The organism is Saccharothrix isguenensis (assembly GCF_052936305.1).
The window spans coordinates 7,052,813-7,068,894 of the sequence record NZ_CP193626.1 but is presented as its reverse complement, the minus strand read 5'-3'; the positions used below and the strand labels follow the sequence as shown (position 1 = coordinate 7,068,894).

Genomic DNA, 16,082 nt, shown 5'->3' with positions numbered 1-16,082 from the left:
CAACTCACCCAACCCGACCGGACAACTCGCGGTGCCCGACCGGACAACTCGCGGGTGAGAGCGCTCTCACCCGCGAGTCCTCCACTCGGGCACCGCGAGTTGCGCGGTCGGGCACGGTGAGTTGCGCGGCGGGTCAGGCGGTGGCGGCGGCTGCGGCGCGGCCGGCTACTCGGCCGGAGAACAGGCAGCCGCCGAGGAAGGTGCCTTCGAGGGCCCGGTAGCCGTGGACGCCGCCGCCGCCGAAGCCGGACGCCTCGCCGGCGGCGTAGACGCCCGGCAGGGGCGAGCCGTCGGATTGCAGGACGCGCGCGGACAGGTCGGTGTGCAGACCGCCCAGGGTCTTGCGGGTGAGCACCGAGAGGCGGACGGCGATCAGCGGGCCGGCCTTCGGGTCCAGGAGCGGGTGGGGTTCGACCACGCGGATCAGCTTGTCGGTGATGAACTTGCGGGCCTCGCGCATGGCGTTGATCTGCATGTCCTTGCCCAGCCCCGAGATCACCTGGCGGTCGCGCTCGACGATCGTGCGCTGCAGCGCGACGGGGTCGATCATGGAGGTGCCGGTCAGCTCGTTCATCCCGGCGGCCAGCTCGGCGGGCGTGCGGCCGAAGATGAACTCCTCGGACCGCTTCGCGAACTCCTCCACCGGGGCGACGGCGCCGGGCAGCGCGCGCTTCAGCACCGCGCGGACGTCCTTGCCGGTCAGGTCGGGATTCTGCTCCGACCCGGACAGCGCGAACTCCTTGCCGATGATCCGCTGGTTGAGCACGAACCACGAATAGCCGTGCCCGGTCTTCACGATGTGCTCCAACGCCCCCAACGCGTCGAAGCCCGGGAACAGCGGGATCGGCAGCCGCTGCCCGGTGGCGTCCAGCCACAGCGACGACGGTCCGGGCAGGATGCGGATGCCGTGCCTGCCCCAGATCGGCGCGTAGTTGGCGATGCCCTCGGGGTAGTGCCACATGCGGTCTTCGTTGATGACCTCGCCGCCGGTGTCCTGCACGACCTTCAGCATCTCGCCGTCGACGTGGTCGGGCACACCGGACAGCATGTGCGCGGGCGGCGTGCCGAGGCGCGCGGGCCAGTTGCGGCGGACCATCTCGTGGTTCGCGCCGATGCCGCCGGACGTCACCACGACGGCCTGCGCGCGCAGTTCGAAGTCCGACACGACGGTGCGCGAGCTGGCCACCCCGCGCTCGACCGCGCTGTCCTCCAGCACGGAGCCGCGCACGCCGTCCACCGCACCGCCGGTCGTGGTCAGCCCGGTCACGCGGTGCCGGAACTTCAGCTGCACGAGCCCGCGCTCCACGCCCTCGCGCACCCGCCGCTCGAACGGCGCGACGATCCCCGGCCCCGTGCCCCACGTGACGTGGAACCGCGGCACGGAGTTCCCGTGGCCGTCGGCCAGGTACCCGCCGCGCTCGGCCCACTGCACGAGCGGGAACCAGCGCACGCCCATCGCGTACAGCCACGACCGCTTCTCGCCCGCCGCGAAGTCCACGTACGCCTCGGCCCACTGACGCGGCCAGTGGTCGCAGTCCCGGTCGAACGCGGCCGAGCCCAGCCAGTCCTGCAGCGCCAGCTCCGCCGAGTCCTTCACCTTCAGCCGCCGCTGCTCCGGGCTGTCCACCAGGAACAACCCGCCGAACGACCAGAACGCCTGCCCTCCGAACGCCGCCTCCGGCTCCTGGTCGAGCAGGATGACCTTGCGTCCCGCGTCGACCAGCTCGGCGGTGGCGACGAGACCCGCCAGACCCGCGCCGACGACGATGACATCCGCGTCATGTGCCATCGGGCGAGTCTAGATCGAAGCGCGCGCGGTGCACGAGACTTGAAGAAAATTCACTTTAGGGAGTGGTCACGGTGACGTACGCGGGTGACGTGGGCGAGGTCAGCGCGGTGTGGCGGCCGGTCGCGGAGGTGCCGACCGTCGACCGGCCGCAGAGCCAGGCGCGGCTGGTCGCGCCCGGCGACGTCACGGGCAACCGGTTCGGCCTGTTCGACTGGCGGATGAAGCCCCGCGCGGGCGGCCCCGCACCGCACTTCCACAAGACGTTCTCGGAGTCGTTCTACGTGACCTCGGGAGTGGTCAGCCTGTTCAACGGCGAGACCTGGGTGAACGGCGCCGAGGGCGATTTCCTGCACGTGCCGGAAGGCGGCGTGCACGCTTTCCGCAACGACACCGACGAACCGGCGTCGATGGTGATCCTTTTCGCGCCCGCGCCGCCGCGCGAGGAGTTCTTCCGCGAACTCGCGGAGATCCTCGATTCGGGGCGGGCGCTCAGCCGCGAGGAGTGGGCCGATTTCTACGCCCGGCACGACCAGTACATGGTCTGAGCTGCGGCTATCGAAACCGGCGACGTCACGTTGGAGCCGTCGGCCGTCCGGTGGGGGGAACCGTTCGGCCGACGGCGGTCGGGCGTGCGTGGGCGCACCTGCAACGTCTCGGGGAGAGGGGCCTCGCGGGCATTGGGGGGTGGTGCCTGCGGGCCTGACGTCCGGTGCGGCGTCCACTTGCCGACCAACAGTAGAACGGGCGGTGTCGGACACGTGTTCCCCGGATTGCCCCGGGGTGGTGGGCATCACTACGGAGCGTCAACACCCGTGGTGACGGTCCGCAGTCGCTCAGGCGTCGCCGCGCAGCTCGGTCATCCGGGTCTCGGCGCCCGTCAGCTTCTCCCGGGCGGTCTCGGCCCGGCGCTTGGCCTTCGCCAGCCGCGTCGCCGCCTCCTGCTCGGCCTGCTGGGCACGCCGCAGCTCGGCCCGCAGCGTGGCGGTGTGCTCCTCGCGCTCGGTCAACGCCTGTTCGGCTTCCGTCACGGCTGTGTCCGCCTTCTTCACGTCGGCCTGCGCACTGGTGATGTCGTCCCGCGCCCGTGCGAGCTGTCGTTCCCGCCGCTGCTCACGACGTGGAGCCAGGTCGTCGCGCACCGGCACGGCGTGCTCGCTCAACGGCCCGAAGCCGGACAGCTCGACCGGCTTGACCAGTCGACCCGCCTTGATCCGCGCGGCGAGCACCGCATCGGCCAGCGCCGCCGTCAACGTGGTGCGCACCTGCTGCACGGCATCGGACCCGAGCGGCTGGCCGGCGTCCTTCGCCAGCGTCTCCACCCGTCGCACGAGCGCGCTCAGCACCGCCCGTCGCCGCGCACCCAGCTCCCGCAGCGCGTTACCGCGCAACTCCTCCTGCGCGGCGCGCAACTGGTCACCCAGGGCGACCGCCTCGGCCAGGTCGGACGCGCCCTCGCGGGCCAGCAGGTTCAGCGCCCACGCGGACGCGGTCGGCTTGCGCAGCGCCCCGATCTGCTTGGCCAGCGCCTTGTCGCCGTGCTCGGCGGCGATGCGCGCGTGGGTGTCCCTGGCCGCGACGAAGTCCGCCGGCGGCAGGGCGTACAGCTCGTCGGCTATCCGGTCGATCGGCTCGGTGTCCACGATGTCGTCCAGTGTGCTCGCCATCGTGTTGATGTGCGATTTGTTACGGATTTCCCACGCTTCCGGGCGGTTCACCGTTGACAGAGTTTGACATTCCGGCCGGTCGGCTCTTGACTGGAGTAGTCGCACCCGTTCCGGAGTTTCGCGGCACTTCTCGCGCGTTTGCGCAATAGCCCGATCAGTCCAATGTGGACTTGTCATTGGGGCCGTTCGTCCGATTGTCACCCGGTGGTTCGAGAGATGTGCTTGCGCCAATCTTTCCCCACGAAGGGTTTGCGCCGTGATCAACTCAGGAAGCCGGTGGAGACACCGCACCAGTGCGGCCTTGCTGGCCGCCGTGCTGGGCACCACTGGGTTCGGCTTCGCCGCCGGGTCGGCAGTCGCGCAGGAGGCGCCACCCGCCCCCGCGCCCGCCGACAAGCAACTCGACAAGCAGGACCGGGAGCGCGTCGCCGAGGCCGCGAAGGCCGGGCAGGCGAACGTCACGCTCCTGGTCGCCGCCGAAGAGGGCAAGCTCGACTCCGCCACCAACGACCTCAAGGCCCTGGGCGGCGTGGTCGAGTCGACCGAGCGTGACGTCGACTACCTCAAGGTCTCGGTGCCGCGCGACAAGGCCGAGCAGGCCGCGAAGCTCGCGTCGGTGAACGCGGTGGACGTGGACGGTCTGGTCGTCCTGGACAACCCGCGTCCCGAGGGCGCGACGTCCCCGCTGCCGCAGCCGGCACCGGGCCCGTCGACGCCCAAGATGAACCCGTACATGCCGACGCAGGACACCAAGGCCGCGCAGTTCACCTCCCAGCACCCCCGGTGGGACGGTCGCGGCACCACGATCGCGATCATGGACTCCGGCATCGACCTGGACCACCCGGCCCTGGCGACCACCACGACCGGTGAGCGCAAGGTCGTCGACTGGTACAACGCGAACGCCACCAACTCCGGTGACGGCACGTGGGTCCAGCTGGCCGGCCGCTACAACGGCGCGTTCACCAACGCCGGCGTGAGCTACACGGCCCCCGCCACCGGCGGCCCGTACAGCTTCGGCCTGTTCCGCGAGACCGCGGGCGACCTGGGTCTCGCCAACAGCGAGATGGGCGGTGACATCAACCGCGACGGCGACCGCGTGGACGCGTTCGGCGTGCTCCAGGACGTCACCACGAAGGAAGTCTTCGTGGACGTGGACGGTGACGGCGACTTCACCGACCAGACCGCGATGATCGACTACAAGTACAAGAAGGACGTCGGCCACTTCGGCGTCGACAACCCGGCCACGCCGGTGCTGGACACCATCCCGTTCGTGGTGCAGACCGACAAGTCGAACTACGACGCCGGCGCCACCGCGTGGGTCAACATCGGCATGTCGGCCGCGCACGGCACGCACGTCGCGGGCATCACGTCGGCGAACAAGATGTTCGGCGGCCGGATGGTCGGCGCGGCGCCCGGTGCGAAGCTGATGGCCGTCAAGGTCTGCCTCACCACCCCGTCGTGCACCAGCAGCGGCCTGATCGACGGCCTGCTGTACGCGGCCCGCAACGGCGCCGACGTCGTCAACATCTCGATCGGCGGCCTCCCGGCCCTCAACGACGGCAACAACGCGCGTGCGAAGCTCTACGACCGCACCATCGCCGAGTACAACGTGCAGGTGTTCATCTCCGCCGGCAACAGCGGCGCGGGCGCCAACACGGTCGGCGACCCGTCGGTCACCACGGACGCGATGAGCGTCGGCTCGTACATCACGGCCGACACCTGGCTGTCCAACTACGGCTCGGTGACGACCCAGCGCGAGGGTCTGCACGGCTTCTCGTCGCGCGGTCCGCGTGAGGACGGCGGCTTCAAGCCGAACATCGTCGCGCCCGGCTCGGCGATCTCCACCACGCCGCAGTGGCAGGCGCCCGGCCCGGTGGGCGGCACGTTCGACCTGCCCGCCGGCTACGCCATGTTCAACGGCACGTCGATGGCCGCCCCGCAGGCGACCGGCGCCGCCGCGCTGCTCATCAGCGCGTACAAGGCCGAGCACAACGGCGAGCGCCCGCCCGTCGCGGCGCTGCGCAACGCCATCCAGTCCGGCGCCAAGTGGGTCTCCACGCTGCAGGCCTACGAGCAGGGCGCCGGTCTGTTCGACACCAAGCGCGCGTGGGCGCAGCTCAACGCGCACCCGGACACGCACGCCGTCACCACGTCGGTGGCCGTGAACACCGCGCTGTCCGGTCTGCTGGCCACCCCGAACACGGGTGTCGGCATCCACGACCGCGAGGGCGTGTCCGTGGGTGCGGAGTACACGCGCACCTACACCCTGACCCGCACCACGGGTCCGGCCGGCAACCAGCGGTTCTCCGTGAAGTGGCAGGGCAACGACGGGACGTTCTCGTCCAAGTCCCAGGTCAGCCTGCCGCTGAACACGCCGGTCACGTTCGACGTCAAGGTCAAGCCGACCACGGCGGGCGCGCACTCGGCCGTGCTGAAGCTCGACAACGCGGCCACCCCCGGCATCGACGTGTTCACCCTGAACACCGTGTTCGCGGCGGACGAGTTCACCGCGGCGGGCAAGTACTCGGTGACCAAGACCGGCACGATCGCGCGCAACCAGTCGCAGAGCTTCTTCGTGAAGGTGCCGGTCGGCACCAGCGCGCTGAAGGTCGACATGGCGGCCGGCGGCGCCGAGGCGGGCAAGGGCCAGGTCCGGTTCCTGCGCTACGACCCGTACGGCGTGCCGTTCGACTCCACGTCGTCGATCAACTGCTACAACCCCGACGCGGGCGCGGGCTGCTCCGGTGGCACGCCGACCAGCCGCACGGTGAGCAACCCGACGCCGGGCGTGTGGGAGATCGTGGTCGAGGCGCGGCGCACCTCCGACGCCGACTCGGCGCCGTTCTCGGTGTCCGCGTCCGTGCTGGGCACGACGGTCAGCCCGAACCCGGACACCATCGCGTCGGCCACGATCGGCACCCCGATCAGCCGCGAGTACACGGTGACCAACTCGCTGGCCACGTTCACCGGCAAGCTCGTCGGCGGTTCGCTGGCCAGCGCCCGGATCTCGCGCCCGTCGATCGCGGACGCGGCGGTCCAGACGTACGCCGTGGTCGTGGCGCCGGGCTCCACGTCGCTGCGCGCGACGATCGGCAACACCGCCGACGTGTCCGCCGACCTCGACCTGTTCGTCTACAACTGCACGTCCGGCACCTGCGTGCTGGCCGGTCAGGCGGCGGACGGCGACTCGGAGGAGTCCGTCACGATCAACAACCCGGCCGCGGGCACGTGGCAGGTGCGGGTGGACGGCTACGAGGTGCCCTCGGGCGCCACGGAGTACGACTACATCGACCTGTTCGTCGCCCCGGGCCTCGGCACGGTCGACGTGACCGACACCGACTCGGAGCGCACCGCCGGTGAGACGTGGACGGTGCCGGGCACGGTGACGGTCGCCGGCCAGGCCGGCGCCGGTCGCGTGCTGCGCGGCGAGCTGACCGTGCAGACGGCGGACGGCGTGACCGTCGGCCGCAGCGCGGTGATCGTGCAGAACGTGGCCTGACGCCACCCGGTAGACCTCAGGGCCACCTCCGCTGCACGCGGGGGTGGCCCTGAGCCGTTCGTGCGGGTCGTCCTAGGGAGTGGGGTCGATGTTGGACAACGGCTCGTCGACGTCCACCCGGCTGATGCCCTCGATCGCCGTCACCCGCTCGGCCAGGTCGACCGGGACGGACGCGCGGACGTAGCCGATGGTGGCGTCGGTGGCCTCCACGGTGCCGCCAAGGCTGCGCAGACCGGCGGCGACCTGGTCGGTCCTGCCCTGGTCGGTGGCGACGGTCAGCACGACGGTCCGCGCGCCGGAGCGCTTGGCCCGTTCCAGCACGTCCTTGCCCTGCGGGCTGAGCTCCGGCAGCACCTGGACCTCCGAGATCGCGCTGGTAGGGACCGTGAGCACGGGGTGGGAACCGGCGTCCTGCCGGTCGCCGCAGCCCACCAGCGCCAGCCCTGCCAGTCCCGCCAGCACCGGTAGTACGAGTTTCCGCATGGGCTTCCTCCCGTGGGGCGATCCTGCCACCACAAGGACGTAAAGCGAGGTCACCGTGGTTGCACGGACTGGTCTGGTCCGCTGAACGCCTGCACCCGCTCTTCACCGTCCGCGCTCTCGCCGAACACCCGGTTGTCCGACGGCTCGTGCGCCGGTCGCACCTCTGCGTGGTCGCCGGACCGGGGCAGGTCGCGCACCCGCACCTGCGGCAGCGAGCCGGGGTGGTTCGCCCGCAGCCAGCCGACCAGGTGCTCGCGCACCACGCACCGCAGGTCCCACAGCCGCCCGGCGTCCGACGCGCTGACCAGGGCCCGGACGCGCACGAACGACCCGACCGCGCCCGTCACCTGCATCACGGAGACCCGGCCGTCCCACAGGTCGGTGCCTTCGAGCACGTGCCGCAGCTCCTGCCGCAGCTCCTCCACCGGCACCGTCCAGTCGAGGTCCATCTCCACCGTGCCGAGCAGCGCCGACTGGGTGCGCGTCCAGTTCTCGAACGGGCTCTTGAGGAAGTAGGCGGTGGGCAGGATGAGGCGCCGGTCGTCCCACAGGTGCACGACCACGTAGGTGAGGGTGATGTCCTCGATGCGGCCCCACTGCTGCTCCACGATCACCACGTCGTCCAGCCGCAGCGCGTCGCTGAACGCGATCTGGATGCCGGCGAACACGTTGCCCAGCAAGGACTGCGCGGCCAGGGCGGCGATCGCGCCGATGACACCGGCGGACGCCAGCAGGCTCGTCCCGGCGGCACGTGCGGCGGGGAACGTCATCAGCACGGCGGCGGCGGCCAGCACGCTCACGAGGACGACGGTGACCCTGCGCACCAACGTGATCTGCGTGTGCACGCGGCGGGCGTGGCGGTTGTCCGACACGTCGACCCGGATGCGCGCCAGCGTGGCGTCCTCGACCACCACCAGCAGCGCGGCGAGCAGCCAGGCGCCGGCGAGGATCAGCGCGATGCCCGTGACGTGCAGCGCGGTCGGTCGCCAGTCGCCGCGAGCCGCCACGCCCAGTGAGAACTGCACCGCCAGCAGGACCGCCACGGCCAGCGCGGGCTTGTGCGCTTGCTTGGCGAGGCCCGCGAACAGCTCGGACCGGCGGCCGATGCGGCGGACCACCCGGTGGACGAGCGTGACGGCGACCAAGGCGACGAGCAGCGAGCCGGTGAACGTGATGACGGCTGCGAGCACGGATGGGCACCTCCTTCTCCACGTGGGGACGTTCCCCAGTCCGTACCCACCCTGCCAACCGCCCACCCGCTCCCGCCAAGGACCCCGGTGAGTCCTACTTCACGTCCGCGAGTCCTCCGTTCCGCACGCGTGAGACCCAATCCGGGAACACCCGGACTCAACGCTCGGCATGTGCGCACCTTCCGGACCCACCCTCGGCGAGCGCGGTCCGGGCCCGCTGCCGGCCGAGGTTCCACGCACGCCAGTCGTCGGCCTGGACGCGGCGGTACCTCAGCGCGCAGTCGCGCAGGCTCGGCGGGAGCGAGGCGAGGGCGGGCACGGCGTCGTCGGACAGCCTGCTCAGGTACCAGACGTCGATCTCGCGGGTGGCGTGCCAGCGCTCGATGTTGCGCTCGGCGATGAACCGGTCCGGGTTGAGCGCCGCCAGCCCCAGGAGTGCGGCGAACCCCGTGCCCACGACGGCCCGCGCCAGCCACCCGCCCTCCAGCCGCACGCCAGCCGCGAGCACCAGCAGGTACACGCCGCCGAGCCACAGCTCACACGCCGACACGAGGACGCGGAGCACCGTGAACCCGTAAGCCTGCTGGTAGAGCCACATGCGCGTCAGGGCGGACGCCACGATGACCAACGTCAGCACGCTGAGCGCACCCAGCAGGACGCGCAGCCACTTGCGGTCGGTGGACGAGTCGAGGTGGGCCAGCCGGGCGACGGTGGCGATCACGCCCAGCGTCAGCAGGGTGACGGCGAGCAGTTGCCAGAAGCCGCTGCGCGCGTGATCGGCGTACGTGAGGTCGGCCGTGGTGATGACGTGCTCGTCGCCCGCGAAGAGGGTGGTGATCTGCACGGCCACGAAGACGGCGAACAGCAGCACCAGCGCACCCACCGGCAGCACCCAGTCACGCCGCGCGACCGTGCGGGCGAGGACGGCCGTCCCGTCCAGGTCCGGTGGTGAGGCGAGCAGGTGGCACGCGCCGACCGTGCCGAGGGCGACCACCAGGAACAGCACGATCGGCCGGCCGGACGACTCGTCGGGGACGATCGAGCCGAGCAGGTCCGCGAACGCCGCGTCGGCCCCGGCGAGCAGCGGGACGAAGACCAGCAGCAGGCCGGCGGTCACCACGATGGGGCGCGTCATGGGCGGCGTCCCCCGTTCCTTCACGCCGCGTGCCAGCCACGGCAGCGCCCGGACCGCCGCGATGGGCACCGCTCCGGCGCCGAACACCACGCCACGCGCGGTCCGCCCCCCGGCGACCGCGAGTGATCCTGCGGCGCACCCGGCCATCGCGCAGAGCACGAAGAGCCATTCCGCCGCGACGAACGCCCCGACGGCGAACAACGCCACCGACAGGACCGCCCACACCGGTCTGACCTTCCGCACGAGTGCGAAGACGACGGCGGCGGTCAGCGACCAGCCGAGGCCCGGTCCGTCGGGGAGGAGAAGCGCCGCCGCGATTCCGGCTGCGGCGCCGGTGAGCAGTGCGCGGTTGGGTGACATCGGGTGTTGCCTCCAGGGCGTGCGCCATCGCCCGCCGTGTGCGCGGCGGTGTTCTGAGTGTTGAACTCGGGTGTCCGGAACGGTGGACTCGCGCGTTCCGGACGGTGGACTCGCGCGTTCCGGACGGAGGACTCGCGGGTCAGGTGGGGGTGGCGGGGAGGGTGGCGCGGATTCGGCAGCCGGGGCCGTCGACGACGGCGATGGTGCCGCCGTGCAGGTCGACGACCCAGCGGGCGATGTTCAGGCCCAGACCGGTGCCACCGCCGCCCGCCCGCTCACCACGGGTGAAGCGCTCGAAGACCCGCTCCCGGTCCTGTGGCGCGATCCCCGGCCCGTCATCGGCGACTTCGAGCACCAGATCGTCGCCCACGGAAGCCGAGATGCGCACCTCGCCACCGGCCGGACCGTGTCGGGCGGCGTTGTCCAGCAGGTTCGCCACCACCTGTGCCAATCGCGCCTCGTCGGCGTGGACGGTGGCGTCCGGCGGCGAGATGTCGATGGTGAACCGCACCCCCCGGGCGGCCACCGAGGCCTCCGCCACGACATCCTCCAACAACGGCGCCAGAGCGAAGTCGGCCTTGTCCAACCGGTGCGCGCCCGCGTCGATCCGCGAGAGGTCCAGCAACTCGGTCACCAGCCGGCTCAACCGCTCGGTCTGCGCCAACGCCGTCCGCATGGTCGCCGCATCGGGCTGCGCGACCCCGTCGACCACGTTCTCCAGCACGTTCTGCAACGCCGTGATCGGCGTGCGCAACTCGTGCGACACGTTCGCGATCAGCTCGCGCCGCTGCTGGTCCGCGGCACCCAGGTCGGCCGCCATCTGGTTGAACGCGCCGGCCAGCTCGCCGACCTCGTCCCGCGCCGTCGCGCGCACCCGCCGGCTGTAGTCGCCCGCCCGCATCGCCCGCACCGCCGCCGTCATCTCCCGCAACGGCTTGGTCATCCCGTGCGCGAGGATCTGGGACGTCACCAGCATGATCGCGATCGCGCCGTACGTGGTGCCCGGCGCGAGCCACCCGATCCGGAGCCGGAAGTACGTGAACCCGGCCGCCGTCGCCGACACCACCAGGATGCCGAGCTTCAACTTGATCGACCGCACGGGGTCCAGCGGGCGGGGCAGCAGCTCCACCGTGGTCAGGAACGCCGATCGCAGGCTCATCTGGGGACCTCCAACGCGTAGCCGACGCCGTGCACGGTCCGGATCAGGTCGGTCCCCAACTTCCGCCGCAACGCCTTGATGTGGCTGTCCACGGTCCGCGTCCCGGTGCCGTCCTGCCACCCCCACACCTCGCTCAACAGCCGTTCCCGCGACTGGACGGCGCGCGGCCGTTCGGCGAGGTGCACCAACAGCTCGAACTCGGTCGGCGTCAGGTGCGCCTCCGCCCCGGCGCGCACCACCCGCCGCTCGGCCAAGTCGATCTCCAGGTCCGCCACCGTGATCCGGGCCGCCGCGGCCGACGCCGCCCGTTCCACCCGGCGCAACAGCGCGTGCACCCGTGCGGCCAGCTCGCGGATGGAGAACGGCTTGGTCAGGTAGTCGTCCGCGCCGACCGCGAGCCCCACCAAGAGGTCCGTCTCGTCGCCACGGGCGGTCAGCATGAGCACCGGCACCGGCCGCTGCGCCTGGATCCGCCGGCACACCTCCAGCCCGTCGAACCCCGGCAGCATCACGTCCAGCACCACGAGGTCCGGTCGGGTGTCCAGGGCACGGGCGACGGCGGACGGCCCGTCGTGCGCCACGTCGACCTCGAACCCCTCGGCCCGCAGCCGTGCGGCCACGGACTCGGCGATGGTCAGGTCGTCCTCGACCACCAGAACGCGGCGTGTCATGGGGCCGACTCTAGGTGCGAGCCGTGGAGGTGGACGGCGCGAGTTGTGAACGTCCTGTGGAGACATCCGCGGGCAACCTCGGCGCAGGTCACACGTCCTTGCGGCCGGAGGTGCCATGAGGGATTCCGAACCGGGCACGACCGTCGTCCGCCGTGACGTCTTCCGCGGCGGGGTGTGGAGCGCGCACGCGTTGAGGACGCTCCGTGACGCGCCGGAGGCGCTGGTCGCGTGCTGCCGACCGGGCGCGGAGACGCGGGCCACGACGACGTGGATCGACTGGCTGCTGACCGGTGACGACCGCGTGCGCGAGCGGGGACTGCCGGACCTGGCCGCCGGTACCCGGCAACTCGCCCCGTGGATCCGGCGGGACACGGCCCAACTGCTGTGGAACCCGCCGGAGAAGTGGTTCAGCGTCCGCGCCTTCCACGACCCGTCCGACGCGCACCGGCTGGTCCGCTGGTACGTCGACTTCCAGCGTCCGCTGCGCCGCACCGCGTTCGGCTTCGACACCTAAACGACCGCGGCGTGGCCGCCGGCACCGCGATCAGCAGGTACGACCGCCCGATCAGGTGGTCGAAGTCGGGCAAGGTCACGCTGCTGCCGGTGCCGTCCGGGAACTACGGCTTCGCCCTGGCCATCAACGACCACGGTGTGGTGGTGGGCGAGTGCGGCGGACGCGCGGTGCTGTGGCCGTAGAGCAGCAAGCCGTGAAGCGGTGAGACCGGTGTGCCGGCTCGTCGGTGCGGCGTCCTAGGGTGACCCCGTGGCTGACGCGGTCCTGGAAGCGGTGCTGGAGCGGATCACGTTCGCCAACGAGGAGACCGGCTACACGGTCGCCCGCGTCGACCCGGGCCGTGGCGGGGACCTGATCACCGTGGTCGGGGCGCTCCTGGGCGCGCAGCCCGGCGAGTCGATCCGGATGCGCGGTCGCTGGGGCTCGCACCCGCAGTACGGCAAGCAGTTCCACGTGGACGACTACACGACCGTGCTGCCCGCGACGATCCAGGGCATCCGCCGCTACCTCGGCTCGGGGCTGATCAAGGGCATCGGCCCGGTGCTGGCGGACCGGATCGTCACCCACTTCGGCGTCGACGCGCTGGACGTCATCGAGCACCAGCCGCAACGCCTCATCGAGGTGCCCAAGCTCGGTCCGAAGCGGACCAAGCTGATCGCCGACGCGTGGGAGGAGCAGAAGGCGATCAAGGAGGTCATGGTCTTCCTCCAGGGCGTCGGCGTGTCGACGTCGTTGGCCGTGCGCATCTACAAGCAGTACAACGACAAGGCGATCGACGTCGTCCGCGAGGAGCCCTACCGCCTGGCGAACGACGTCTGGGGCATCGGCTTCCGCACCGCCGACGTGATCGCGAAGGCCGTCGGCATCCCGCACGACAGCCCGCAGCGGGTGAAGGCCGGGCTCCAGTTCACGCTGTCCGAGGCCACCGGCGACGGCAACTGCTACCTGCCCGAGAACGCGCTGATCGGTGACGCGATCAAGATCCTCCAGGTGGACGCGGGCCTGGTCATCGAGTGCCTGGCCGAGCTGGTCGCGGAGGAGGGCGTGGTCCGCGAGGTCATGCCGGACGGCGAGCCCGGCATCTACCTGGTCGCGTTCCACCGGGCCGAGATCTCGTTGGCCAACCAGCTGCTGCGGCTGCTCAAGGCCGGTGACGAGCGGATGCCCGCGTTCCGGGGGGTGGACTGGGAACGGGCGTTCGCGTGGCTCGGCGCGTCGCTGGAGGACAAGCAGCGCGCGGCGGTCCAGCTCGCCCTGACCAGCAAGGTCGCCGTGCTGACGGGTGGTCCGGGGTGCGGCAAGAGCTTCACCGTGCGGTCGATCGTGAAGCTGGCGGCGGCGAAGGGCGCGAAGGTCGTGCTGGCCGCGCCGACCGGCCGTGCGGCCAAGCGGCTCACCGAGCTGACCGGGCACGAGGCGAGCACCGTGCACCGGCTGCTGGAGCTGAAGCCGGGCGGTGACGCCGCCTACGACCGCGAGCGTCCGCTCGACGCGGACCTCGTCGTGGTGGACGAGGCGTCGATGCTCGACCTGCTGCTGGCGAACAAGCTGGTGAAGGCGGTCGCGCCCGGCGCGCACCTGCTGCTGGTCGGCGACGTCGACCAGCTGCCGTCCGTCGGGGCCGGTGAGGTGCTGCGCGACGTGCTGTCCGCCGCCGGCCCGATCCCGAACGTCCGGCTGACGCACATCTTCCGACAGGCGCAGCAGTCGGGTGTGGTGACCAACGCGCACCGCATCAACAGCGGTGATTACCCGATCGTGCAAGGGATGCCGGACTTCTTCCTGTTCCCGGCGGAGGAGGCGGAGGACGCGGCGGCCCTGGTCGTCGACGTCGTCGCCAACCGGATCCCGCGCAAGTTCGGTCTGAAGCCGCGCACGGACATCCAGGTGCTCGCGCCGATGCACCGGGGTCCGGCGGGCGCGGGCGGGCTGAACGCCTTGCTGCAGGAGGCTTTGACACCGTCCACACCGGACATGCCGGAACGCCGGTTCGGCGGTCGGGTGTTCCGGGTCGGCGACAAGGTCACCCAGATGCGCAACAACTACGAGAAGAACGTCTTCAACGGCACGCTCGGCGTCGTCACGGCGATTGACGCCGTGGAGCAGAAGCTGACCGTTCGGACCGACGAGGAAGAGGACGTGGACTACGAGTTCGGCGAGTTGGACGAGTTGACCCACGCCTACGCCATGACGATTCATCGCTCACAGGGCAGTGAATACCCGTGCGTCGTCATTCCAATCACGACGAGCGCGTGGATGATGCTCCAGCGGAACCTGCTGTACACGGCGGTGACCCGGGCCAAGAAGCTGGTGGTGCTGGTCGGGTCGCGCAAGGCGATCGGTCAGGCGGTCCGCACGGTGGGCGCCGGACGTCGGCACACGGCGCTGGACCACCGGCTGGCCCAGCTGCTCTGAGGCCGTCCTCCAGCGCCGTGTGCGACGTGATCCGAGCTCAGCGCACCGGGAACGCCACGTCGCACGCCACGTCGTCCGGGTCGGCATCGGCGAGGCTCGCGAAGTAGACCTCACGCGGAGAGTCCGCGATGGTCAGGTTGTTCTCCTTCAGCCACACGGCGACGGCGTCGTAGGCCGACAGGATCTGCGGGTACACCACTTGGGCCTTGCCGAGCCGCACGTAGGCCTCTCTGTGCGCTGGTTCGATCCGGTAGGCGGTGGTGGCGTCGCCCAGGTCGGTCGGGCGGTCGGTCGGGGGGTTGATCGGGACGCAGGCCTCGACCGGGCCGTCGCTGTCCTCGTTGACCTCGCCGTGGTAGATGACGAACGGGGCGGCCGAGATGCCGCCGTACGCCTTGGCCGCCGCTTCCAGGCGGGCCATCGAAGCGCCGATCCACTCGACCAGCCCCGGCTGGAGCACGTGCCGCTGCTCCGTCAGGACCACCTGTTCGGGCACGTCACGCTGCTTGACCTCGTACATCTCCAACAGTCCCTCTCCTCCGGACAACACGACGCGGAGGTGTGCGGCCAGCCCGCGCTGGACGGCCAGCCGGTGCTCGACCTCGGCCCAGTAGTCGGCGACCAGGTCGGCCCGCTCGCGCTCGGGCGCGGCGACGATCCGGCCGACCTCGGCCAGTGGCATGTCCAGCCTGCGCAGCAGCGCGACCAGGCGCGCCCCGGCCAACTGCTCCTCGCGGTACCACCGGTAGCCGTTGCCCTCGCCGACCTCGGCGGGCCGCAGCAGGCCCTGGCGCTCGTACAGCCGCAGGGCCTTCACCGACAGCCTCGACCGGCGGGCGAACTCGCCGATGCCCAGTAGCCGTGCCACCCGCACATCCTCCATGGCGACGACCATCCGGGCTGCCCCAGGGGACGGGTCAAGGCGGCGCGGCGACTACTGCCGGTAACCTTCCACGATGTCGGGGTCCCGGGGCTTCGCGGCGTCCGGGTCGAGGCCCGCCGCACGCCGTGCCCTGCGCTGTCGCAGCAGGTCCCAGGTCTGGTCCAGGGCGACTTCGAGGTCGTGCAGCCGCCGGGTGTCACCATCGCCGAGGCCCTCGCCGATGCGCGAGCCCTCCAGCCGGTGTTCTTCCTCCACGAGCCTGCTGATCCGCTCGACTAGTTCTTCGTCCGTCACGACTCCTCCTCCATCCGGAGCAAGAT

General features: G+C 71.2%; 14 protein-coding genes. 5 read left to right on the top strand and 9 right to left on the bottom strand.

Translation table 11 applies throughout. The features are described from left to right. Positions 1–133: 133 nt before the first annotated feature. On the bottom strand, positions 134–1,789 hold the full coding sequence (locus ACRAKI_RS31690) for an FAD-binding dehydrogenase (RefSeq protein WP_447004162.1): 1,656 nt from the start codon (positions 1,787–1,789) through the stop codon (positions 134–136). A 71-nt stretch (positions 1,790–1,860) separates the two neighbouring features. On the opposite strand from ACRAKI_RS31690, the gene ACRAKI_RS31685 reads away from it, so the two are divergent. Then, positions 1,861–2,334, top strand: coding sequence for a cupin domain-containing protein (locus tag ACRAKI_RS31685; protein WP_447004161.1), 474 nt, complete (start codon positions 1,861–1,863; stop codon positions 2,332–2,334). A gap of 288 nt (positions 2,335–2,622) precedes the next feature. Here the strand turns inward: ACRAKI_RS31685 and ACRAKI_RS31680 are convergent, their stop codons facing one another. Further along, positions 2,623–3,453 carry a hypothetical protein gene (locus tag ACRAKI_RS31680; RefSeq protein WP_447004160.1) on the bottom strand — a complete coding sequence of 277 codons (831 nt, stop codon included), beginning with the start codon at positions 3,451–3,453 and terminating at the stop codon, positions 2,623–2,625. A gap of 256 nt (positions 3,454–3,709) precedes the next feature. Between ACRAKI_RS31680 and ACRAKI_RS31675 the strand changes: the two genes are divergently transcribed. Continuing rightward, the gene (locus ACRAKI_RS31675; protein WP_447004159.1) at positions 3,710–6,952 is read left to right on the top strand and encodes a S8 family serine peptidase; all 3,243 of its coding nucleotides are present in this window, start codon (positions 3,710–3,712) and stop codon (positions 6,950–6,952) included. Between the two features lie 72 nt (positions 6,953–7,024). Here the strand turns inward: ACRAKI_RS31675 and ACRAKI_RS31670 are convergent, their stop codons facing one another. The 5 genes from ACRAKI_RS31670 to ACRAKI_RS31650 form a co-directional block, all read right to left on the bottom strand. After that, positions 7,025–7,435 (bottom strand): hypothetical protein, encoded by a 411-nt coding sequence (locus ACRAKI_RS31670; RefSeq protein ID WP_447004158.1) that lies wholly within the window; start codon positions 7,433–7,435, stop codon positions 7,025–7,027. 50 nt (positions 7,436–7,485) lie between these two features. Further along, positions 7,486–8,625: a mechanosensitive ion channel family protein gene (locus ACRAKI_RS31665; protein WP_447004157.1), complete on the bottom strand. Its 1,140-nt coding sequence runs from the start codon at positions 8,623–8,625 to the stop codon at positions 7,486–7,488. A 157-nt stretch (positions 8,626–8,782) separates the two neighbouring features. Next, positions 8,783–10,120 (bottom strand): DUF4153 domain-containing protein, encoded by a 1,338-nt coding sequence (locus ACRAKI_RS31660; protein WP_447004156.1) that lies wholly within the window; start codon positions 10,118–10,120, stop codon positions 8,783–8,785. 139 nt (positions 10,121–10,259) lie between these two features. Continuing rightward, positions 10,260–11,279 carry a HAMP domain-containing sensor histidine kinase gene (locus ACRAKI_RS31655; protein ID WP_447004155.1) on the bottom strand — a complete coding sequence of 340 codons (1,020 nt, stop codon included), beginning with the start codon at positions 11,277–11,279 and terminating at the stop codon, positions 10,260–10,262. Beyond that, positions 11,276–11,950: a response regulator transcription factor gene (locus ACRAKI_RS31650; RefSeq protein ID WP_447004154.1), complete on the bottom strand. Its 675-nt coding sequence runs from the start codon at positions 11,948–11,950 to the stop codon at positions 11,276–11,278. The genes ACRAKI_RS31655 and ACRAKI_RS31650 overlap by 4 nt, the downstream gene beginning before the upstream one ends. 115 nt (positions 11,951–12,065) lie before the next feature. Here ACRAKI_RS31650 and ACRAKI_RS31645 point away from each other — a divergent pair, with 115 nt between their 5' ends. From ACRAKI_RS31645 to recD2, 3 genes are all read left to right on the top strand, one after another. Further along, on the top strand, positions 12,066–12,464 hold the full coding sequence (locus tag ACRAKI_RS31645; protein WP_447004153.1) for a hypothetical protein: 399 nt from the start codon (positions 12,066–12,068) through the stop codon (positions 12,462–12,464). 11 nt (positions 12,465–12,475) lie between these two features. Beyond that, a complete protein-coding gene (locus tag ACRAKI_RS31640; protein ID WP_447004152.1) occupies positions 12,476–12,646 on the top strand; it encodes a hypothetical protein in 171 nt (56 codons plus the stop codon). 67 nt (positions 12,647–12,713) lie between these two features. After that, positions 12,714–14,879 carry an SF1B family DNA helicase RecD2 gene (gene recD2, locus ACRAKI_RS31635; RefSeq protein ID WP_447004151.1) on the top strand — a complete coding sequence of 722 codons (2,166 nt, stop codon included), beginning with the start codon at positions 12,714–12,716 and terminating at the stop codon, positions 14,877–14,879. A gap of 37 nt (positions 14,880–14,916) precedes the next feature. On the opposite strand, the gene ACRAKI_RS31630 is transcribed toward recD2, so the two are convergent. Together ACRAKI_RS31630 and ACRAKI_RS31625 are read right to left on the bottom strand one after the other, a co-directional pair. Continuing rightward, positions 14,917–15,747, bottom strand: a complete 831-nt coding sequence (locus tag ACRAKI_RS31630) for a MerR family transcriptional regulator (protein ID WP_447004150.1) — start codon at positions 15,745–15,747, stop codon at positions 14,917–14,919. Between the two features lie 66 nt (positions 15,748–15,813). After that, positions 15,814–16,056 carry a DUF2630 family protein gene (locus ACRAKI_RS31625; protein ID WP_447004149.1) on the bottom strand — a complete coding sequence of 81 codons (243 nt, stop codon included), beginning with the start codon at positions 16,054–16,056 and terminating at the stop codon, positions 15,814–15,816. Positions 16,057–16,082: the final 26 nt, after the last annotated feature.